The sequence below is a fragment of the Bradyrhizobium sp. AUGA SZCCT0222 genome (assembly GCF_018130205.1).
Classification (GTDB): domain Bacteria; phylum Pseudomonadota; class Alphaproteobacteria; order Rhizobiales; family Xanthobacteraceae; genus Bradyrhizobium.
This window is the reverse complement of record NZ_JAFCLX010000023.1, coordinates 25293-47178: the sequence shown is the minus strand read 5'-3', so window position 1 is coordinate 47178 and position 21886 is coordinate 25293. Positions and strand designations below refer to the sequence as shown.

Sequence of the window (21886 nt, the reverse complement as noted above, 5' to 3'; positions counted from 1 at the left end):
TCCGCAGCGTTGATTGGGTTACCGGGCGTCTACCGTTGGCGTTCACATCGGGAGAGCACGGCGTATGGGTCCCGGCCTTCGCCGGGACGACGTGTCGCCCCCTACTCCAGCTTCTCCACATCGCGCAGCGTCGGAAACAGCTTCATCCACAATAGCGCGATCGCAATCGTGCCGACGCCGCCGAGCACGGCGGCCGGCATCGCGCCGAACAGTGCCGCGGTGACGCCGCTTTCGAACTGGCCGAGCTGGTTTGACGCGTTGATGAACAGGAAATTGACCGCGCCGACCCGGCCGCGCATGTCGTCGGGCGTTGCGAGCTGCACCAGCGAGAAGCGGATCACCACGCTGACGACGTCGGCGGCGCCCAGCACCACCAGCGCCAGCACCGACAGCCACATCCAGTGCGACAGCGCAAACACCACCGTCGCCACGCCGAACACGATCACGGCCTGAAACATCCGTATTCCGACGCGGTGGTTGATAGTGTGGTGCGCGAGGAACGCGGTCATCAGCAGCGCGCCGATCGCGGGCGCGGCGCGCAGGATGCCAAGACCGAGCGGGCCGGTCAGAAGGATATCGCGCGCATAGATCGGCAGCAGCGCCGTGGCGCCGCCGAGCAGCACCGCGAACAGATCGAGCGAGATCGTGCCGAGGATGGCCGGGTTGTTGCGGACGAATTTGACGCCGGCAAAGATATCATCTGATGTCGCGGCATCCCGCACAACGGCCGGCTGTATCAGCCGGATCGCGCCCATGATTGCGGCCCCGAACAGCAAAAACGCCGCCATGACCCCGTAGGCCGCGCTGGGTGCGAGGGCATAGGCCAGCCCACCCAGCGCGGGACCGGCGATGGTGGCGATCTGCCCCGCGCCGCTCGAAACCGCGGTGGCGCGCTGCAGCGAGCCTTTCGGCGCGATCAGCGGCAGCAGTGCGGCCAATGCCGGGCTTTCGAAGGCCCCGGCTATACCGAGCACAAAGGACGCAATGAAGATCTGCGTCACGTTAAGAAAGCCCGCATAGGCGCCCCAGGCCAAAAACAACGCCGTCAGCCCCTCGGCGATCTGGCAGAGTTGCACCACCCGTTTGCGTTCGTAGCGGTCGGCGGCATGGCCGGCCACGAACAGAAACAACGCCGTCGGCAGGAATTGAACCAGTCCGATCATGCCGAGATCGAATGCGCTGCCGGTCATATCGTAGACCTGCCAGCCGATGGCGACGGCCCCGATCTGGCTGGCGAAGCGCGACAGGCTGCGCGACAGCAGAAACGACAGGAAAGAGGGATGCCTGAGCAGATCGCCGGCGCCGACAGGCATCAGGGAAGACATGGTGAGGCCGGTATCCTGCTTCTCGAAGCGTGAGCCGTGGCCCCGCTTGCGCTGTTGTTGATTACGCCGTGAACGACCCTGGCCCCCCTGTCAATGCCCGGCGGCGAAGGGCTGCCCGGCATTGCGCTTGCAAGTCCCCCGCTGCCATAATCGACCGGGGGACTTTGAGATCATGCTGCAACTGCAATCGGCTTTCGGCGTGCTGGCGTTGCTCGCGATCGCGTGGGCGCTCGGCGAGAACCGCCGCGCGGTGTCATGGCGGCAGATGGCGATCGGGCTTGCGGTCACCGTGCTCACCGCGCTGGTGCTGCTCAAGCTGCCGCTCGTCGCAAAGGCGTTCGGCGCCATCAATGACGCGGTCAATACCATCGCGGCGGCGTCCCGCGCCGGCACCTCCTTCGTGTTCGGCTATCTCGGCGGCGGCACGCTTCCTTTCGACCTCAAGGCGCCGGGCGCCGATTTCATCCTGGCGTTTCAGGCGCTGCCGATCATCCTCGTCATGAGCGTCCTGACCACGCTGCTGTTTTATTGGCGGGTGCTGCCGCCGATCGTGCGCGGCATGGCGTGGCTTTTGGAACGCACGCTCGGCGTCGGCGGCGCGGTCGGCCTTTCCGCCGCCGCCAACATCTTCCTCGGCATGGTCGAGGCGCCGCTGTTCATCCGCCCATACCTTTCGCAACTCACCCGCAGCGAATTGTTCATGGTCATGACCGGCGGCATGGCGGGAATCGCCGGCACCGTGCTGGTGCTCTACGCCACGTTTCTGGCGCCATTGATCCCGGACGCGGCCGCGCATTTCGTCATTGCCTCGGTCCTCGGCGCACCCGCGGCGATCCTGGTCAGCCTGATCATGGTGCCGGAGACGTCGGACAAGCGGACTGGCGGAATGCTGGCCGCTCCCAGGGTCGCTAGCGATCCCGACGATACGGAGGTGAAGAGCACCATGGATGCGATCGTCAGGGGCACCACTTCCGGACTGGAGCTGCTGCTGAACATCATCGCGATGCTGTTGGTGCTGGTAGCATTGGTCTATCTCGCCAACGCCATCCTCGGCCTGTTGCCCGAGATCGGCGGCGCGAAGATTTCGCTGCAGCGGCTGCTCGGCTATCTGATGGCGCCGGTATGCTGGCTGTTGGGCCTGCCGTGGTCGCAGGCGATCACGGCGGGAAGCCTGATGGGCACCAAAACCGTGCTCAACGAATTGATCGCCTATGTCGATTTATCGAAGCTCGGTCCTGATGCGCTCGATCCGCGGTCGCGGCTGATCATGCTCTATGCGATGTGCGGCTTTGCCAACTTCGCCAGCCTCGGCATCATGATCGGCGGCCTCGGCACCATGGCGCCCGACCGCCGCGAAGAAATCAACGCGCTCGGGCTGAAGTCGATCGTATCGGGCACGCTGGCCACTTGCCTGATGGGCGCGATCGTCGGGGTGATGAGCTAGGACGCGCACGCCGCTTCATCGTTGGAATTCGCTGTGTGAGGCTCCTCACAGCGACAACGAGCCGCACCGGCTACTCTGCGACCGTGACATGAGGGAACGCCCTTCCCCAAACGATTCCAGGAGAGTGACATGAACAATCAAATCCGGGACCTTGGTCCAACGAAGCCGAGCAACGAACGCGCCAAACGTGCACTCATTGACGTCGAAATGGAACTTGGCGAAGAGGAATTGTCGAACGTATCCGGCGGCAGCTTGCATTTGACGTGCGCAAAGGGACAGCATTTTGCGACGGGCAGGATCACCTGTTGAATGCAGACGTCCCCATGCGCCATGCTGGTGGCGCTATCGCGCCAAATCGATCGCGTCGAGCACCCTGACCACCTGCCTGATGGGTGCGATCGTGCGGTTGTGAGCTAGCGGGCAATGGCAAAAATCGACGAGGTGTGGCATACTTCACATGCAGATACTTCACCTCGCATTACGGTTACGCTGAAGTACAGGATATCCAGCAGCCCGAGCGACGAAGACGGCCGCACCTATCGTCGCCGACGACCGCGAACGGAGGCGCAGGGACAATGCAGGACACGATGCGGCTTTACCGCACGCTGTTTGGTACGCGCGCGTATGTCCGCTCGCTATGCGAAGGCGCCGCCTTCCTCACTGCCAGCAGCATCGCGATCTTCGCCGCCGTCACCTATGCCACGGTCCATGCCAGCAACCACGTCACCGATTTTGTGCTGAGCCGCGTCGGGCCCTACAACGTCCGCTTTCTGTTCATCTACGGTACGTTCACGGCCTTCGTCATCACGGCTGGGTTGCTGGCCTGGCGGCCGAACCGGTTGCCGTTCGCGCTGAAGGCCACGGCGCTGTTCCTGGTGGTCCGCGCCGTCTTCGTGGCGCTCACCCACATGGCGCCGTCGCCGATCGATCCGCAGCAGCCGGCGCCGTTTTTCAACTCCATTTTTTACGGCAGCGATCTCTTCTTTTCCGGTCACACCGGAATGCCGTTCCTTGCGGCGCTGGCGTTCTGGCACATCGTGCACTGGCGGATATTCTTTCTGGCGCTGACCGCGTTCTTCGGCGCGATCGTGCTGCTCGGCCACTACCACTATTCGATCGACGTGCTCGCCGCACTGTTCATCACCCACGGCGTCTTTCAAACATCGCGCTGGCTATTCAGCCGCGACTACGCGTTGTTTCGCTCCACCGAAAACCAGGCGGTGCAACGGCCGAAGCGGGGAGTTCGCAAGCGGGTCGAAAAATGGGTCAAGGAGCACAGTCCAAAGCGCCCGACATTGGTCCCCGTCGACGGAACCGCGCGTGCGTCTGAATCGTTCGTGCTGCACGCCGTCGGTGAAGACCCCGACGATGGCACAGGCCATCGTCGGAGATGATCAATGGGCGCCCTCACAGATACCGCCCTCTCTACTCCGCGCTGCTGACCAGTTTCATCCGCGGCTTCACCGCGTCGATCATGCCCTGATAGGTGTTGACATAGTCGAGCGCCATTCGGCGTGCCGTAAAGCGCGTCTCGAAATGCGTGCGAATGGCCTGGCGATCCAGTTCCCCGAGCCGCCCGACATCGGCGACCGCGCTGATTTCATCCTCAACGATGAAGCCGGTCTTGCCGTCGTCGATGATTTCAGGAACCGATCCACGGTTGTAGGCGATCACGGGCGTGCCGCAGGCCATGGCTTCGATCATGACGAGGCCGAACGGCTCCGGCCAGTCAATCGGCAGCAGCAGCCCGATCGCCCCGCTCAGGAAATCGGCTTTCTCGTGGTCCCCGATTTCGCCGATAAACTCGACCAGCGGATTAGCCATCATCGGCTTGATGATCGCATCGTAATATTCCTGGTCCGCGCGATCGACCTTCGCCGCGATCTTGAGCGGGATACCGCAGCGTATCGCGATCCTGATCGCCCGGTCCACGCCCTTCTCCGGCGCGATACGGCCGAGGACGGCAAGATAGCTCGGCTTCACGACTTGGGGCGTCAGCAGATTTTCCGGCAAACCATGATGGATGGTGCGGATGAAATTCGCCTGCGGCACCGGACGCCGCTGCGCATTCGAGATCGAGACCAGAGGTATCGACGAAAACGTCTTGAACAACGGTTGATGTTCGGGAAGGTCCAGCCGCCCATGCAGGGTGGTCAGGAACGGCGTCGGTTGCCGTGCGAACAGCGAAAACGGGTAGTAGTCGAGGTGGAAGTGAAGAAAGTCGAATTCTTCGTCGTCGCATTTCTGCCTTACTCGCTCGAGCATCAGCATGTGCAGCGCGTTGGCGTCGCGAACCGATCCATCCAGCCTCAGCGCCTTCGGCCATGCGGCCTCTAACTTTCCGGATGTTCGGGAATCGCCGCTGGCGAATAGCGTGACCTCGTGGCCCAGAGCGACCAGTTCCTCGGTCAGCCAATAGACGACCCGTTCGGTGCCGCCATACAGCCTGGGCGGAACAGCCTCCGTCAACGGAGCAACCTGCGCGATGCGCATCCTAACAACCTCCTGATCTCTGACTCTGCTTTGAAAGCCCTCAGCCCCTCGTGGCGCGGCATCGCCAAGTCGGGAACGTTTACGCACCTGCGAAGTTCCAAGATGATGCGCACTTCGCGCACACTGTCGTCTTGCTCATGACATCACATGTGATCAGGCTCTTCGGACCGACCTTGCTGCGGAATTGTTGTGCACATGAGGCGCAGCTGCGTCCTCGGGATGATCCTCATCAAGACCGGCTCCCGGCAATCGGCGATCCGCTAGGGATTCTCGTTTATCTCCAACAGGTTTAACAGGCACATGGACAATCTTTCGGGATATGCAAACCGCCCTTTCCACTTCGTCATGCGCTATCTGCGTCAGCGGCGCACGTCGCATCTGGTGATATTGGTCGCGGTTGTTGCCGCCGTTGCCTGCTCGGTCGGCACCCAATACGGCGTGAAGTATCTCGTCGACGCCCTCGCCGCCGGACCGGCGCATAGCGCCGGTGTATGGCTGGCATTCGTTTTTCTCATAGCGCTGATTGGTTCCGACGTTTTGCTGTGGCGGGTCGCGAGCTGGACAGCGAGCTTCACCTTTGTCGGCGTCACCGGCGATCTGCGCCGCGACATGTTCCGCCATTTGACCGGGCATGCCCCGAGCTATTTCATCGATCGGCTGCCGGGCATGCTGACAAGCCGGATCACCGCCACTTCGAATGCCGTCTTCACGGTGGAGAACATGTTCGTATGGAACGTGTTGCCGCCCTGCATCGCCACAATTGTGGCAATTGCTCTGATTGGAACCGTCAGCCTGCCGATGGCCGCCGGCATGGTCGTGATCGCAAGCGTGGTCCTCATCGCCATGTTCCGGATCGCGGCCGCTGGCAAGCCGTTACATGACGACTACGCCCACAAGGCCGCCGCCGTTGACGGCGAAATGGTCGACGTCATCAACAACATGCCGCTGGTGCGAGCCTTCTGCGGGCTCGACCATGAGCACAACCGCTTCGACAACACCGTCGACCGCGAATTGACCGCGCGAGGCCGAAGCCTGCGCTATCTGGAAAAGCTGCGGCTCATCCATGCGGTGATCACGCTGGCGTTGACGGTGGCCCTTTTGTACTGGGCGGTCACTCTATGGCAGAGCGGCAAGGCCACGACCGGCGACGTGGTGCTGGTCTGTACGCTCGGCCTCTCCATCCTGCATGCGACCCGCGATCTTGCGGTAGCGCTTGTCGATGTCACCCAGCACACGGCCCGGCTCTCGGAGGCGATTGCGACGCTGTTGCAACCGCATGAGCTGCGAGACCATCCCGAAGCCGAACCGCTGATCAAGAGCGGTGCGGCCATCACCTTCAGAAACATCTCGTTCGGATATCCCGGTGGTGTCCAGGTGTTCGACAAATTCAACCTGAATCTCAAACCCGGACAGCGCGTCGGCCTGGTCGGCCAGTCCGGCGGCGGCAAATCCAGCCTGTTCGTGCTGTTGCAGCGCTTCTACGACGTCGACAAAGGCAGTATCACCATCGACGGCCAGGATATCTCGCGCGTTACCCAGCAAAGCCTGCGCGAGGCGATCTCGGTGGTGCCGCAGGACATCTCGATGTTCCACCGCTCCATCATGGAGAACATCCGCTATGGCCGCCCAACGGCGACCGACGACGAGGTTTTGCGCGCGGCGATCGCGGCGCGCTGCGACTTCGTCGAAAATCTGCCCGACGGCCTTGCCACCATGGTCGGCGATCGCGGCGTCAAGCTCTCCGGCGGCCAGCGACAGCGCATCGCGATCGCGCGCGCGTTTCTGAAGGACGCGCCGATCCTGCTGCTCGACGAGGCAACTGCCGCGCTTGACGGCGAATCCGAAGAGGCCATCCGCGATGCGCTCAGCCGCCTGATGCGCGGCCGCACCGTGATCGCGATTGCGCACCGTCTCGCGACGCTGCGCAATTTTGACCGCGTCGTGATGCTCAAGGACGGCAAGGTCATCGAGGATGGTCCGCCCGACCGCCTGATGCGTGAAACCGGCCCGTACCGGCAGCTCGTGACCCAGGAAATGAACCGTCTCGCGATCCACGCAGCCTGAATCGCGGCGGCGAATTGAGACACAGTCAGATCAGCGTCGCGGCGTGCGGAGCGGTATCCGCTAGAGCGTTTTCCAGCGAATTGGCGTCAATGAAACGCGTCAAATCAAGAATCTAGCCCGCTCCGATTTAATCGGAACGGAAAAGGCTCTAGAGTTACAGGACAGAGGTTACGCATGGCCACCAAAGCCAACGTCCAGCGGGCGGATGCTCCGCTCGCGGAGCAGATCACGGAATCGCCGTTCTACATTCCCATGACCGGCCAGGCGGCACGGCCGCGCCGGACCCTCAAGCACGACGATACGTTCGTCGTCCTCGACAGCCACGGCGACATCGGTGCCTCGGCCGGTGGGCCCGATGGATTGTTCAATGCCGATACCCGCTATCTGGCGCGGCTCGAGCTCTTGCTGAACCAGACTCAGCCATTGCTGCTCGGCTCCAACCTGCGCGACGACAATTCCGCACTGACGATCGACCTCACCAATCCCGACATCTATGACGGCGACCGGATCGTCCTGCAGAAGGATCTGATCCACATCGTGCGCACCATCTTCCTGTGGCGCGGCACCGCCTATCAGCGGATCGCCGTCCAGAACCATGGAGACCGGGCGGCACACATCGATCTGACCTTCCTGTTCGACAATGATTTCGCCGATCTGTTCGAGGTGCGCGGCGCCAGGCGCCCGCGCCGCGGCACCGGCACCAGCGAGCTGCTCAGCCCCGCCGATGTCAGGTTCGAATATCACGGCCTCGACGGCGAGGCGCGAACGACCAATCTGCATTTCGACCCGCGCCCGACCCTGCTGGCAGTGAACAGCGGCAGCTATCATTTCGCGCTCGAGCCGCAGCAGCTTACCTCGGTGTTCGTGGCGGTGACCTGCAACTATGCCGCGGAGCACCGGCCGGCGCCGTTCATGCATGGCCTGTTGGCGCATCGCCGCGAAATGCGCCGTTCGACTGCGGGCACCGCCAGCGTCGAAACCTCGAACAGCATCTTCAATGAGGTGTTGTGCCAGTCGATGGCCGATCTCAATATGCTGATGACCGACACCCCGCATGGGCGCTATCCCTATGCCGGCATTCCCTGGTATTCGACCACATTCGGCCGCGACGGCCTGATATCAGCGCTGCAGATGCTGTGGATCGACCCGCGCGTGGCCTGCGGCGTGCTCAAACGGCTCGCTGCCTATCAAGCCACGGCCGTCGATGCCTTGAACGATGCCGAACCCGGCAAGATCCTGCATGAAATGCGCGGCGGCGAAATGGCGGCGCTACGCGAAGTGCCGTTCGCGCAATATTACGGCAGCGTCGATTCCACGCCGCTGTTCGTGCTGCTGGCGGGATTCTATTTCGAGCGCACCGGCGACGAGGACACGCTGCGCGAGCTGTGGCCCGCGATCGAGGCCGCGCTGGCCTGGATCGACGGTCCCGGCGACCCTGATCGTGACGGCTTTGTCGAATATCAGCGCGCGTCCGAACAGGGCCTCGCCAATCAGGGCTGGAAGGATTCCTTCGACGCGATCTTTCATGCCGATGGCCAGTTGGCCGAGGGCCACATCGCCCTGTGCGAGGTTCAGGGTTACGTCTTCGCCGGCAAACGGCTGACGGCGCGTTGCGCGCGCCAGCTTGGCTTTGCCGAGAAGGCGCGCAGGCTCGACGAGGAGGCAACCCAACTTGCCGCGCGCTTTGAGGAGGCGTTCTGGTGTCCTGACATGGGCACCTACGCGCTCGCGCTCGATGGCGCCAAGCGGCCGTGCAAGGTGCGGACATCCAATGCCGGCCAGCTTCTATTCACGGGCATCATTGGCGAGGACCGTGCGCGCATGGTCGCCGCCGACCTGATGCGGCCGCGCTTCTTCACCGGCTGGGGCATTCGCACCGTCGCATCAGGCGAGTCCCGCTACAACCCGATGTCCTACCACAACGGCTCGATCTGGCCGCACGACAACGCGCTGATCGCGCTGGGCCTTGCCCGCTACGGCCTGAAACATTCCGTCGAACATCTGTTCAAGGGGTTGTTCGGCGCGGCGAGTTACATGGATCTCAGGCGGTTGCCGGAATTGTTCTGCGGCTTCCACCGCGAGCGGCGGTTTGGCCCGACGCTCTATCCCGTGGCGTGCTCGCCGCAGGCATGGGCGAGCGCGACGCCGTTCACGCTGCTGGAAGCTTCGCTCGGCCTGGAATTCGATGCGCGGGCCGGCGAAATCCGCCTGCGCAATCCGCGTCTGCCGGAATTCCTGAACGAGGTCGTGCTGCGTGACTTGCGGCTTGGCGATTGCAGCGTCGATCTTCGCCTGCGCCGTCACGGCGACGATGTATCGCTCGAAATGATGCGGACGCGCGGCCGCGTTCAGGTCTCGATCGTGTTGTCGCGCTGACGGCGATCGCACTCGGGAAATGGTGACGAAACCGGCTGCGGCCGGTTCGTCACCTCTGCGCAACAGCGAAGAGCTTCAGGAGACCGCATGCGTTCAGGGCAAAAGATCACGGCAGCCGTTCTGGTGTGGAGCGCGATATCCCTCGGCGCACTGGCGGTCGCACAGGAGCCAGACAAGGGCCCGCCGGCCCCCGCCGCACCAAGTCCAGCGGCAAAGACCTCGCCGGATGCGCCGAAAGAACCGGTGCCCCCGCCTTCCGTCACGGTCATCCGCGCGGCGGACGCACGCGGGATTCTCGGACGCGATGTCCGCAGCACGGCTGGCGAGAACATGGGGCGCATCGTCGACGTGATCGTCGATCGCTCCGGAACCGTGCGCGCCGCGGTGATCGATTTCGGCGGCTTTCTCGGCGTCGGCAGCCGAAAGATCGTCGTCGACTGGAACGCACTCCACTTCGGACAAGTTACCAACAAGAAGGAAAGCATGACGCTCGAATTGACGTTGGAACAGGTCAAGGCCGCGCCCGAATACAAGGAAGATACGCCGATCGTGGTGCTCGGCGCCACCGGCAGTCTGCAACCCCTGCAATTCGACCACTGACGGAGGAGGAGAATTCCACTGTCCGCGCGCCCGAACCCATATCCCAAAGATCCTGCCAAAGATCTTGCCAAGGATTTTGCCGATGAGACGCGGGGCGCGCCGTCCGTCGATGAACGCGGCGACACGTCACCGCCGCCGCCGGCATCGCCCGAGCCCCACCCTTCGGCGCAAAGCCAGCGCGGCCTCGACTGGTTCATCTTCTTTCTCGCCGACGTCCAGACCGGCTTTGGTCCGTTCGTCGCGGTCTATCTGACGACGCAGAAATGGACCCAGGTCGAGATCGGGCTGGTGCTGTCGATCGGCGGCATTGTCGGGTTGATCGGCCAGATGCCGGGCGGCGCCATCATCGACGCCGCTAGGCGAGAACGGCTGGTCGCCGGTTTCGCGGTCGCAGCGATTGGAGTTGCAGCGCTGGCCTATGCGGCGTGGCCGATCTTTCCCGTCATCGCAGCGGCGGCGACATTGCACGCCATGGCGAGTTGCGTGCTCGGCCCGGCGATCGCCGCGATCAGTCTCGGATTGGTGGGCCCTACCGCGATCGGCGAACGGCTCGGGCGCAATGCCCGGTTCGCGTCAATTGGCAACGGCGTCGCCGCGGCGCTGATGGGGGCCTGCGGCTATTTCATCTCCAGCCGCTCGGTGTTTCTCGCCACCTTTGTTCTGGTGATCTTCACCATCATAGCGCTATCCCGGATCAGGGATCGCGAAATCGATCCGGAGCAGGCCCATGGCGCGATCGTCCGCGCCAAGCCGGATCCCGAAGCCACCAGCGTGCTGCATCTGTTGCGCCAGCGCCCGCTCCTGATCTTTGCCGGCGCCGTGATGTTGCTGCAGCTCGCCAACGCCGCGATGCTGCCCTTGATGGCCGGCATCGTGACGACCCGTTCGACCCAGTGGGCGCCGGTGCTGATCGCGGCGTGCATCATCCTGCCGCAAGCGATCGTGGCGCTGACCTCGCCATCGGTCGGCCGTAAGGCGCAACAATGGGGCCGCCGGCCGCTGCTGCTGATCGGCTTCACCGCGCTCGCCATCCGCGGCGTGCTGTTCGCAACCGTCACCGATCCCTATCTGCTGGTCGCCGTGCAATTTTTTGACGGCGTTACCGCCGCGGTGTTCGGCGTTCTCATCCCGTTGACCGTCGCCGACATCGCCTTCGGCAGCGGGCACTTCAATCTCGCCCAGGGCGTGGTGGGGACGGCGGTGGGGATCGGCGCTTCCTGCAGCAATATCCTGGCAGGCTATGTCAGCGACCAGTTCGGGCATAGCGTGGCCTTCCTCGGCCTGTCCGCCATTGCCTGCGTCGGGCTCTGTCTGATCGCGCTTGTGATGCCGGAAACGAAGCGAGCGTGAGGCCCCTTCGTCATTCCGGGGCGTGCGAAGCACGAGCCCGGAATCTCGAGATTCCGGGTCTGGAGCTAGCGCACCATCCCGGAATGACAGCGTCTTGGTCTTACGTCCCCAATTCCACCGTCTTGAATTCCGCCGGCAAAATCACTTCCAGCAATTCGACGTCGTTGGAATAATCCAGGATCAGATGCCTGATGCGCGGCGGCTGGGTCCAGCAGCCGCCCTCTTTCATCAAGGTCTCGCCCTGGCCTTCCATGTAGGTCTTCACCCAGCCCTTGAGCACATAGACCATCTGGAATTCGACGTCGTGATAATGCAGTTTTGAAACTTCCTCCGGGTTGCAGGGTCCGATCAGCCGGATCACATGCGCTTGCGCGAGGCCATGGGTCGCCGCGGCAATGCCGAGATCGCGGTACTGCGCATAGGTGCGCAGGCCGTCGGCCTTAAAATCCTCATCGCGATGATGGCTGATGGCGATGCGCTGTTTCGGCCGCGCCTTCGGCTTTGCTACGGCCTTGGCCGTTGGCTTGGCTGCCGCCTTCGATTTGGCTGTGACGACGCGGCCTTTTGATGCGATGGTCTTGCGGGCTGAAGATTTGGCTGCCGTACCGAGGTCCGTCCATTTCTTCTTCACCGCGGTTTTGGCTGCGGCTTTCGATGTCGCTTTTTGCTTGGCCATTGGCGCCCTCCCGTTTGTTTGATGGCGGGAGGCTAACACAAAATGAAATTCGTAGGGTGGGTTAGGCGAAGCCGTAACCCACCGCCGTCGTGGCGACGAAGATGGTGGGGTTTCGCTACGCTCTACCCACCCTGCGAATCCTGTCCGCTCAATGCAGCCTGAACACGCCGTCCACAGCGCGGAGTTCGGCCGGCTTGATCAGCTTGGAATGCGCGACCGTGACCGAATACAGCGGGCCGTCGAGCTTTTCCTGCCAGAAGGCCAGAAAATCTTTCAGCGCCGGAAATTTCGGAAACAGATCGTAATTCTGCCAGACGTAGGTTTGCAGCAGTGAGGGATGATCCGGCAGCCGATAGAGAATTTCCGCCGTCGTCAGCCCATAACCCAGCACATGCTTCCGGAAATCGTCGGAAACAACCCCAACCCGCGAGACCATGCCAACCTCCATTGGTGGAAGCGCATTTCACGTGGTGGCCACACCGAGCCACCCCGGCGGAGATGCGCTCACATGAGAGAAATGTGACGCACGATACCCACCTATCACAAGCCTAAATGTTTAATGAACTGTTGAAAAATCACGCGTTAGCAGCAGCTTACCGCACGTGCTAATACGGGGTCGGCTGGCCGTTTACCTCGATTAATCATGATGAATGAAATTGGCAGCCGTCATATTTGAGTGCCAATTTTTCTGCTAGAGGCCCTTGTCCCCCGAACAAGACTGGCCTAAATCACCCGCAGCCGGGTTGGCACTCGCCTGCCCGGACTGCCAAGACGCCAAAATCGACAACATTTGCAAAAGTTTAGGAGGACTGCATGAAATTCCGTCCGCTTCACGACCGCGTCGTGGTCAAGCGTATCGACGCCGAAGAGAAGACTGCTGGCGGCATCATCATTCCGGACAGTGCCAAGGAAAAGCCCTCGCAGGGCGAAATCGTCGCCGTGGGCCCGGGTGGCCGTGACGAAGCTGGCAAGTTGATTCCGATCGACCTCAAGGTCGGCGACCGCGTGCTATTCGGCAAGTGGTCCGGCACCGAGGTCAAGATCGACAGCCAAGAGCTGCTGATCATGAAGGAAAGCGACATCATGGGCGTCCTCACTGACGTTCCCGCGACCAAGAAGAAGGCCGCCTAAGCCAAACCCGCACACGCTCACCCCTGAGGAGCGCCTGCGAGGCGCTCCCCGACAAGGGTGAGACACCAAGTTCAACTCAGGGAAATCAAATATGTCAGCTAAAGAAGTCAAATTCGGCGTTGATGCCCGCGACCGCATGCTGCGCGGCGTCGACATTCTCGCCAATGCCGTGAAGGTCACGCTCGGCCCGAAGGGCCGCAACGTCGTGCTCGACAAGTCGTTCGGCGCTCCCCGCATCACCAAGGACGGCGTCACCGTCGCCAAGGAAATCGAACTCGAAGACAAGTTCGAGAACATGGGCGCGCAGATGGTGCGCGAAGTCGCTTCCAAGTCCGCTGACGCGGCCGGCGACGGCACCACCACCGCAACCGTGCTCGCGGCTGCGATCGTCCGTGAAGGCGCCAAGTCGGTTGCCGCCGGCATGAACCCGATGGATCTGAAGCGCGGTATCGACCTGGCTGTGGAAGCCGTGGTCGCCGACCTCGTCAAGAACTCCAAGAAGGTCACCTCGAACGAGGAAATCGCCCAGGTCGGCACCATCTCCGCCAACGGCGACGCCGAAATCGGCAAGTTCCTCGCCGACGCGATGAAGAAGGTCGGCAACGAGGGCGTCATCACGGTTGAAGAAGCCAAGTCGCTCGAGACCGAACTCGACGTCGTCGAAGGCATGCAGTTCGACCGCGGCTATATCTCGCCCTACTTCGTCACCAACGCCGACAAGATGCGCGTTGAAATGGACGACGCCTACATCCTGATCAACGAGAAGAAGCTCTCCTCGCTGAACGAGCTGCTGCCGCTGCTCGAAGCCGTGGTGCAGACCGGCAAGCCGCTGGTCATCGTCGCGGAAGACGTCGAAGGCGAGGCGCTCGCCACCCTCGTCGTCAACCGTCTGCGTGGCGGCCTCAAGGTCGCAGCCGTCAAGGCGCCGGGCTTCGGCGATCGCCGCAAGGCCATGCTGCAGGACATCGCGGTTCTGACCGGTGGTCAGGCGATCTCGGAAGATCTCGGCATCAAGCTCGAGAACGTCACGCTGCAGATGCTCGGTCGCGCCAAGAAGGTGATGATCGACAAGGAAAACACCACCATCGTCAACGGCGCCGGCAAGAAGGCCGACATCGAGGCGCGCGTGCAGCAGATCAAGGCGCAGATCGAGGAAACCACCTCGGACTACGACCGTGAGAAGCTGCAGGAGCGTCTGGCCAAGCTCGCAGGCGGCGTCGCGGTGATCCGCGTCGGCGGCGCGACCGAAGTCGAAGTCAAGGAGCGCAAGGATCGCGTGGATGACGCGATGCATGCGACCCGTGCGGCGGTTGAAGAAGGCATCGTGCCGGGCGGCGGCGTCGCCCTGCTGCGCGCCTCCGAGCAGCTCAAGCGCATCAAGACCGCGAACGACGACCAGAAGACCGGCGTCGAGATCGTGCGCAAGGCGCTGTCCGCGCCGGCCCGCCAGATCGCGATCAACGCAGGCGAAGACGGCTCGGTCATCGTCGGCAAGATCCTCGAGAAGGACCAGTACAACTACGGCTTCGACTCGCAGACCGGCGAATACGGCAACCTGGTCTCAAAGGGCATCATCGACCCGACCAAGGTGGTTCGTGCGGCGATCCAGAACGCAGCGTCAGTTGCGGCTCTCCTGATCACCACCGAAGCCATGATCGCCGAACTGCCGAAGAAGAACGCTGGCGGCGGCGGCGGTATGCCCCCCGGCGGCGGCGGCATGGGCGGCATGGACTTCTAAGTCCAGCCATCCAGGCGAACTTCAAGGAATGCAAAACCCCGGCAGCAATGCCGGGGTTTTTGTTTTTGGTTTTCGAAGGCCAAAACTCTCTCAATTGTCATTCCGGGACGCGCCTCTTGGCGCGGGCCCGGAATCCATAACCACGGTCGGGAGTATGGATTCCGGGCTCGCGTTTCGCGCGCCCTGGAATGACGGGCTAACTTGCAATGCCCGGGTAAAGATCAGCCCACCCAGGATTCTGCTCTTCGATCAAACGTATCTTCCAGTCACGCCGCCACTTCTTCAGCTCTTTCTCGCGTGCAATGGCTGTCATGGCGTCTTCATAGATTTCGAACCACACCAACTTGCTTACGTCGTAACGCGTAGTAAAGCCGGGGACGGCTTTCGCCTTGTGCTCATATACGCGACGCACGATGTCGTTGGTCACGCCGAGGTATAGCGTGCCGTGTTTCTTACTGGCGAGAAGATAAACGTAATACGCCATAGGAGACCCCTCCCCTTCGTCATTCCGGGGCGACGCGTAGCGTCGAGCCCGGAATCCATAACCACCATCGTGAGTATGGATTCCGAGCCCGCGCCAAGAGGCGCGTCCCGGAATGACGGAGATTGTGGCATCGGGCGAGGAAACATTTCAAGCGACCACGCTCACTCCACCGACGCTCCCCCCTGCTCATACTTGCCCTTCGTGAGCGCACCCCACACTCGCCGATCAAGGGCCGCCCGTAGGCGACCCTTCCTGTTACGCGCTTTCTGCGGGCTTCAGGCGAACCAGCTTGTTGAGCAGGGCATCAAAACCCTGCCCGTCACCGGCGTGAAGGTCGATACGGCCGACCTTCTCCACCAGCCGCTCGAGCGACTCCAGTTCCTTGAGCCGCAGCAGCAGCGGGTTCTCTTCCATCAGCTTGGCGGTGTTCAGAAGCGAGCGCGTCGCCGCGGTCTCTTCCTGCCGGCGGATCAAATTGGCCTTCGCCACCCGCTCCGCCTCCACCACCTTGTTCACCAGCTCCCGGATTTCGCCGGGCAGGATCACGTCCTTGACGCCGAGCTCCGTCACCTCGACACCGCTGTCCGCGATACGCCCGCGGACATAGTCCCGAAGCTCCGCATCGAGAGCTGCCTTTGCGGACAGCACCTCGTCGAGCGTGCGGCCGGCAACCGCCTCGCGGATCGCGAACTGCACCAGCCGGTACAGCCACGCATCCACGTCAGGCACCGAAGCGACGACCCGCTCGGGATCGACGATCCGGCGGAACGCCGTCAAGGTCACCCGCAGCGCGATGCGGTCCCTGGTCAGCATCTCCTGCGCGGTGATCTCGACCGCCTGGGGACGCAGATCGAGACGCTTGACCTCGATCTTGCGGCCGACGATCCAGAACGCGTGCCGGCCGGGCGCGAGCCGCTCCACCAGCCGGCCCTCGACATAGAGCAGACCGGCTTCGTGGTTCTCGACCACCGCTTCCATCACGACGGCCGAGCGGTTACGGTCGATCATCGCCAGATGACGCGCCGTCACCCTGACATCGCCGGTCAGGTCGATGCGTTCGACATCGACCGCGGTCGCGACCTTCCAGTAGACGCGCGCCTGCCAGGGCGTCATCAGCTGCATCGGACGGCCGTCGAGATTGACGATGGCAACTTCATCCGCCTTGGTCTCGACCACCTCGAACAGCTCGGCCGCAAGATCGGGCCGCGCAGCCTTCAGCACCAGGTAACGCACCACCGGAAATTCGGCGCGAACCACCTTGAATACTTCGGCCGTCAGTTCGTTGCGCGGATCGAACAGCCGATGCCGGCCAGGCCCAAGCACGCGCTCGAGCCTGCCGCTCCGCGCCAGCAACGCGCGCTCGCCATCCTTCACCGTCACATGCGTCATCAGGAAATGCCAGTTCATGGCACGCCTCCATCATTGGCTTTCCGGCCAGAGGTCGGAAAGCTGGTTTCGTGTAGAAGGAACGGAGGACCGGACGGCGCTTCCTGCAGGTCCGGCGGGCCGTGGTTTGAGCTTGCATGACGACGGGCGCACGCGCGCAATCGCCCGACGAATGTCGGGCGTTCGAACGGTTTTCCCGGCGTCAGCGCAAGCGGTATCCACCGCGGCGCAGAGCCGTTCGTACAGTGTCTAGGTTCGGACGAAGAGCCTTGCGGCAATGCGGCCGGACTGCGACTGAAGCGCGCGTCCGGTCCCCTTCAATGGGAATTCAGTTTTTTAGACTGAACCGGAGCGTTGGAACGGGATTCGAACCCGCGTCACGATGATTCACATTCATCTGCTCTACCACTGAGCTATCCTTCGGTTGTGCAAGAGACCGGAATCGAACCGATGCCTTCGGGTATCACCCCGATGCTCTCCATGAGCTACACCTCGCGTCTTCATTCGGCGGAACACGAAACCGGACACCGGCTCGCGCCAGTCGGGATCTCAGAGAGCCCGAACCCATGGCCTAGCGAAGGAGCGGGCTAATAAACGAAACATCTTTCAGTTGCAAGCGTGTTTTTCAAATTTCGGCATCTGCTGTGACTACCCGTCACAGCCATTCAACGAACCAGTATGCCCATTCGTCGCAATTCGATGGCGTGATGCCGTCCGCTATCGGTCGCCTGTCCGCTGCGACGCTGACGCACTCGCGCCGATGATGCTGCCTTCCATCCCGGAAGCCTACCCACGTCGTGCCGCGCCTTGTCGATGCGCGCGACGGCTGGCGATGTGATCGCCGTCACTTCGCGACGAGAGAGTTGACGGTAAACGAGGCCGCACCAGCGTTGGATAATCGCGCTGGATAAGTCAAAGAAGAACTCTGATGACTGGAACTGCAGTCAATTCGAAGAGCGTGCGCGAGTTGTCCGCCGACACGCTCGATGCGGTGGCTGGCGGCTGGTTCCCGCTCCCCTTGCGCGCCTTCACCCAAATCAAAGCAGGAGCGGGTGGACAGGGTGGTCAGAACGATCCGGCCCAAATGTTTCAACAGATTATGCAGCAACTCACTCAGGGCTAAATCAAAGGAGAACTTTGTGACCTGTTGGCGCGGGACCGTCGAACGATGGCGGTCGTCCGCAATCGGAATCAGGGTCCTGCGGAGGGCGCGCTTGGTGCGGGGATCTGTGGCGCCTGTTATCCGAAAACAATGATCTTCATGGGATGGAACGCCCGGAGCCCGTACGAGGTTAGATAGAATGCGCACCATCGCGGCGGCGCTGATCGGCGGGCGGCCTTGGATTGGAGGCGGCACATGAAAATCATCGTGGACGAAGACGGAGAAATCATCGCCAAAACAACGGATGACCATATTCTGATCGGCGGCCACCACCGCCTCGCGGTGGCGGCCAGCCTCGGTCGAAAACTGTTCTGGCGAGATACCGGCGAACCTGTAAAGCTTGACCTGTTCTTCAAGCATCATGGAAGTTCTCTTCGACATACAGCCTGAGGAGGCTGCATGTCGCAGGGATGAACCTCTCTTACGTTGTGGCCCGGGATGACAAGGGGCGCAGAAGGCCCCGCGCCACAGCGACGGGGCCTCCGCTCGTTTCTTTCAGACGGACTGCGTTATTTCGACATGTCTTGTGCAAACCTGACCGCCCCGTACCCGGCGAAAAAGCCGGTGCTGAACGCCGCCGCACCCACCAATATGAAGATAAAGCCGCCATTGACCTCATCGAGTTCCGCATCAGTCACGGTATCCGACGCAGCGATTTCGATTTCATCCATAGTTACGCCTCCTACCTTGGGTTGGTTGATCCCGATGCACCAGTGCCTCGGTGATAGGAGCAATGACTGATCGGCGGCGGTCGCACTGTTACGAAGATCACATTCTTCGGTGGGCTAAGGCCGAACCCGCAGACCCATACGCTGCGGCGGTTCGTTAGGACGCAAGCGTTAGATACCTTCTGCAACAATGATCGCTGCGGCGTATGGGTCCCTGCGCACGTTCGCAGGGACGACGAGCGGCGTCACTGAACCCTGGCCAGCACGGCAAGGCGCCGGATGCCCTGGTTCCGGTACGCGTTCAGGAACGCGTAATAGTCCTTGAAGGAAACGCAGCCATTGGAATCGCCGCGGCTGCCGAGCATGTAGGTATGCGCCAGGAGGCCGTCACGGTTGAAGATCTTGTCCTGCCCGCCGATCGGCGTCAGCCGCAGCGCCGGCACGCCGTGGAACAGCGCCTCGCGCGGCTTCAGGTCATAGATATGCGGCGGCGTCACGCCCTGCATCCGCACATGCGCATAACGCACATCGTCCATCTTGGCGCCGAGGCCTGAATGCGCTTCGAGTTTGGTGCCGTCAGGCAGATAGACCATCTTCGCCGAAATGTCGTAGACTGCGGTCTGCTTGTCGTAAGGCGGCGATCCACCCAGTATCGGGTTTTGCGCGCGCGTATCGGGGATGCTTCCGGTGATGCTGGCGTCGGCGGAAGCGTAGGACAACAGCCCGCCATGCGCGGGCTGCTTGCCCCACAATTTCTCGACCATGCTCGGCTTGTCGTTGGACGCAATCGACATCACCGCCGCCTTGGCGCGCTGCGCCATGTCGCGGACCGAAGCCCCGGATTCCTTCGCGGCGGGTTTGGCTTCAGCCTGCTTGGGCGCCGGGGCCGGAACGTTCAACGCGACCTGGGTCGGTGCGGCTTCCTTCGGCTTCGGCGCTTCGCCAAGTTTTGGTGCTTCAGTCTTCTTCACACCGACCGGCGGCGAAACCTCCGCCACCTGGGTGGCTTCGATCGCCCTGGATGCCTCGCCTTGCGGCGCCGAGGCTGCAAACCTTTCGTTAAACATAATCGAAGGAGCGACGGTCGCGGGCGGCGAAATCTTCGGGGCCGGCTGGGGCAGCGACGCGAACACTTCGTTGAAGGCGGGCCGCGCCGGACGCGACGCGACAATCGAGGAGCTCTTGACGACCGGCGGATCGAACGCCGCGCTGTTGACCGAGGGATAGATGCTGGAGGCGAAAATATTGCTGTAAACGGTCCAGGCGCAGCCCAGCACCACGGCTGCGATCGCGACGCCGCCGAGGAAATGCTGCGGAATGACTTTCCGGGAAGACTTCTTGCGGTTGTGGGCCGCAAGGCCAAACGCACCGGTACTCGTACTCATTCGCCTTGCGTCCACACCAACTCTACTAAGTCCCCGCTTGATGCCGCGCCCGAAAAGGTTCCCGGGCAGCATCTCGCAAAGACACGGAGCGTCATTAAGGCGAGTTTTAGTTAAATGCAGATTAAACGCGGGCAGATGTAAGGCATGCGCAAATCATTGGAAGTTATGCGCAAATCAGCCCGTAAACATGCGGGGTTGCTGCGATCGGGACATCCGGCCGTTGGCCGGCTGTCCCATTTTGGCAATCAATCCTTGAACGGATCGAATTCGTTCTCGCCCGCCATGACGACGGCGAACGGACGCAGCGTGTGCTGCACCTTGATCGAGCCGGCATGCTCGGCAAGCACCTCGGGCAACCTTCGATAGGCCATCGGGCTTTCATCGAGATCGGCGCCGATCAACGTCACGCCGCGCAACTGCAGCCACGCATCCATCTCGACGCGCGTAAACCTCCGTTTGGCCTCCCTGCGACCGAACCTCCGGCCCGCGCCGTGAACCGTCGAGTAGAGCGACGCCTTCGCTTCAAGGCTATCGACGCCTTCGACGATGACGGCGTCATCTCCCATCGATCCGCCGATGAAGCCGCGCTGTCCCGGAAATGCCGGCGTCGCGCCCTTGCGCACAACCCACAAATCCTTGCCCGCATGATTTTCGCGCCAGGCATAATTGTGATGGTTGTGGACCATGTCGGTGACGTTGCCGCCGATGATCTTTCGCACGCGTTCGACCACCCACTCCCGGCCGGCATAGGAATAGCGGCCGGCCAGTTGCATCGCCGCGATGTAGCGTCGCCCGATCTCGCTGTCCTCGTCGATGACAGCCGGCGGCACATTCATGCCATCCTTGCCGCCTGCAGCCTTGAGGTAGCGGGTGGCACTGGTGTGGCCGAGCCCGCGGCTGCCGAAGTGAACGCCGATCCAGACAAGGCCGGCTTCGTCGCGCATCAGGTCGACATAGTGGTTGCCCGATCCGACGGTGCCGAGCTGCGACACGGCCTTCTGCCGATACGCGCCCATGTCGGATTCTCTCCAGGCATCGCCGTCGTCGAACAGTTCGTGCTCGACGCGCTCCTCGTTGGTCCGCCCGACGCCAAAGGAAATCGCCCTGTGCACGTCCTTGATGATCGTGCCGACATTGCTTTCGATCCGGCTGAACGGCGTATCGAGACGCACCGCCATGTTGCCGCAGCCGATGTCGAAGCCGACGCCGGAGATGCTGATCTGCTTCTCATAGGCGATCACGCCGCCGACCGGCTGGGCATATCCCAGATGACCGTCCGCGCAAATCACGCCGGCCACGGCGTTGCCGACCGCCATGCAGTTGCGCATCTGCGCGATCGTGGCTTCCTCGTGCTGGCCGAAGATCTTGAGTGGGCTGTTCTGGTATTGCGCAGCCTGCGCCGTAAACTGTTCGTTGCGCGCAGCGTCGCGGAACGTGCACCAGACGGGGATCGGCCGCTGACCGGGGCGATCGATCTTCGCATCGGGGTCGAGCCCGGCTTCGACCGCCAGAGCCCTTGCACGCTCCTGATAGGGATCGAGCCGCATTGCATCTTCCTCTTCACGGTTGCCGGACGCCGCCGGCAGTCTTGCACCGAGCATAGG

General features: G+C 62.4%; 19 protein-coding genes and 2 tRNA genes. 9 read left to right on the top strand and 12 right to left on the bottom strand.

Annotation, left to right across the window (positions count from 1 at the left end; genetic code table 11):
* Positions 1-101: 101 nt before the first annotated feature.
* Positions 102-1325, bottom strand: a complete 1224-nt coding sequence (locus JQ629_RS20630) for an MFS transporter (RefSeq protein WP_212414226.1) — start codon at positions 1323-1325, stop codon at positions 102-104.
* 172 nt (positions 1326-1497) lie between these two features.
* Between JQ629_RS20630 and JQ629_RS20625 the strand changes: the two genes are divergently transcribed.
* The 3 genes from JQ629_RS20625 (at position 1498) to JQ629_RS20615 (ending at position 4163) form a co-directional block, all read left to right on the top strand.
* A complete protein-coding gene (locus tag JQ629_RS20625; RefSeq protein ID WP_212414225.1) occupies positions 1498-2769 on the top strand; it encodes a NupC/NupG family nucleoside CNT transporter in 1272 nt (423 codons plus the stop codon).
* 129 nt (positions 2770-2898) lie between these two features.
* Positions 2899-3078, top strand: coding sequence for a hypothetical protein (locus tag JQ629_RS20620; RefSeq protein ID WP_212414224.1), 180 nt, complete (start codon positions 2899-2901; stop codon positions 3076-3078).
* A gap of 266 nt (positions 3079-3344) precedes the next feature.
* A complete protein-coding gene (locus JQ629_RS20615; RefSeq protein WP_212414223.1) occupies positions 3345-4163 on the top strand; it encodes a phosphatase PAP2-related protein in 819 nt (272 codons plus the stop codon).
* Between the two features lie 31 nt (positions 4164-4194).
* On the opposite strand, the gene JQ629_RS20610 is transcribed toward JQ629_RS20615, so the two are convergent.
* Positions 4195-5262 carry a glycosyltransferase family 4 protein gene (locus JQ629_RS20610; RefSeq protein WP_212265890.1) on the bottom strand — a complete coding sequence of 356 codons (1068 nt, stop codon included), beginning with the start codon at positions 5260-5262 and terminating at the stop codon, positions 4195-4197.
* A gap of 300 nt (positions 5263-5562) precedes the next feature.
* On the opposite strand from JQ629_RS20610, the gene JQ629_RS20605 reads away from it, so the two are divergent.
* From JQ629_RS20605 to JQ629_RS20590, 4 genes are all read left to right on the top strand, one after another.
* The gene (locus JQ629_RS20605) at positions 5563-7326 is read left to right on the top strand and encodes an ABC transporter ATP-binding protein (RefSeq protein WP_212414222.1); all 1764 of its coding nucleotides are present in this window, start codon (positions 5563-5565) and stop codon (positions 7324-7326) included.
* 174 nt (positions 7327-7500) lie between these two features.
* Positions 7501-9702, top strand: coding sequence for an amylo-alpha-1,6-glucosidase (locus tag JQ629_RS20600; RefSeq protein WP_212414221.1), 2202 nt, complete (start codon positions 7501-7503; stop codon positions 9700-9702).
* A gap of 87 nt (positions 9703-9789) precedes the next feature.
* A complete protein-coding gene (locus tag JQ629_RS20595) occupies positions 9790-10302 on the top strand; it encodes a PRC-barrel domain-containing protein (RefSeq protein WP_212414220.1) in 513 nt (170 codons plus the stop codon).
* Positions 10303-10314: 12 nt separating this feature from the next.
* Positions 10315-11652: an MFS transporter gene (locus JQ629_RS20590; protein WP_349631296.1), complete on the top strand. Its 1338-nt coding sequence runs from the start codon at positions 10315-10317 to the stop codon at positions 11650-11652.
* A 100-nt stretch (positions 11653-11752) separates the two neighbouring features.
* Here the strand turns inward: JQ629_RS20590 and JQ629_RS20585 are convergent, their stop codons facing one another.
* Both JQ629_RS20585 and JQ629_RS20580 read right to left on the bottom strand, forming a co-directional pair.
* Entirely contained in the window at positions 11753-12328 is a 576-nt protein-coding gene (locus JQ629_RS20585; RefSeq protein ID WP_212414219.1) for a cupin domain-containing protein, read from the bottom strand.
* A 148-nt stretch (positions 12329-12476) separates the two neighbouring features.
* A complete protein-coding gene (locus tag JQ629_RS20580; protein WP_212414218.1) occupies positions 12477-12764 on the bottom strand; it encodes an usg protein in 288 nt (95 codons plus the stop codon).
* Positions 12765-13141: 377 nt separating this feature from the next.
* On the opposite strand from JQ629_RS20580, the gene JQ629_RS20575 reads away from it, so the two are divergent.
* Positions 13142-13459 (top strand): co-chaperone GroES, encoded by a 318-nt coding sequence (locus tag JQ629_RS20575; RefSeq protein ID WP_212035469.1) that lies wholly within the window; start codon positions 13142-13144, stop codon positions 13457-13459.
* Between the two features lie 91 nt (positions 13460-13550).
* Positions 13551-15197 (top strand): chaperonin GroEL, encoded by a 1647-nt coding sequence (gene groL, locus JQ629_RS20570; protein ID WP_212265895.1) that lies wholly within the window; start codon positions 13551-13553, stop codon positions 15195-15197.
* Between the two features lie 196 nt (positions 15198-15393).
* On the opposite strand, the gene JQ629_RS20565 is transcribed toward groL, so the two are convergent.
* From JQ629_RS20565 to JQ629_RS20530, 8 genes are all read right to left on the bottom strand, one after another.
* Positions 15394-15681, bottom strand: coding sequence for a GIY-YIG nuclease family protein (locus JQ629_RS20565; RefSeq protein WP_212414217.1), 288 nt, complete (start codon positions 15679-15681; stop codon positions 15394-15396).
* A gap of 255 nt (positions 15682-15936) precedes the next feature.
* Positions 15937-17088, bottom strand: coding sequence for a slipin family protein (locus JQ629_RS20560; RefSeq protein ID WP_212414216.1), 1152 nt, complete (start codon positions 17086-17088; stop codon positions 15937-15939).
* Between the two features lie 334 nt (positions 17089-17422).
* Positions 17423-17486: transfer RNA gene (locus JQ629_RS20555), tRNA-His, on the bottom strand.
* An 8-nt stretch (positions 17487-17494) separates the two neighbouring features.
* Positions 17495-17563, bottom strand: a tRNA-Ser gene (locus JQ629_RS20550).
* Between the two features lie 348 nt (positions 17564-17911).
* Positions 17912-18592 carry a hypothetical protein gene (locus tag JQ629_RS20545; protein WP_212414215.1) on the bottom strand — a complete coding sequence of 227 codons (681 nt, stop codon included), beginning with the start codon at positions 18590-18592 and terminating at the stop codon, positions 17912-17914.
* A gap of 146 nt (positions 18593-18738) precedes the next feature.
* A complete protein-coding gene (locus tag JQ629_RS20540; protein ID WP_192734082.1) occupies positions 18739-18900 on the bottom strand; it encodes a hypothetical protein in 162 nt (53 codons plus the stop codon).
* A 242-nt stretch (positions 18901-19142) separates the two neighbouring features.
* On the bottom strand, positions 19143-20282 hold the full coding sequence (locus tag JQ629_RS20535; RefSeq protein WP_212414214.1) for a DUF2778 domain-containing protein: 1140 nt from the start codon (positions 20280-20282) through the stop codon (positions 19143-19145).
* A gap of 245 nt (positions 20283-20527) precedes the next feature.
* Positions 20528-21829: an RtcB family protein gene (locus JQ629_RS20530; RefSeq protein ID WP_212414275.1), complete on the bottom strand. Its 1302-nt coding sequence runs from the start codon at positions 21827-21829 to the stop codon at positions 20528-20530.
* Positions 21830-21886 lie beyond the last annotated feature (57 nt).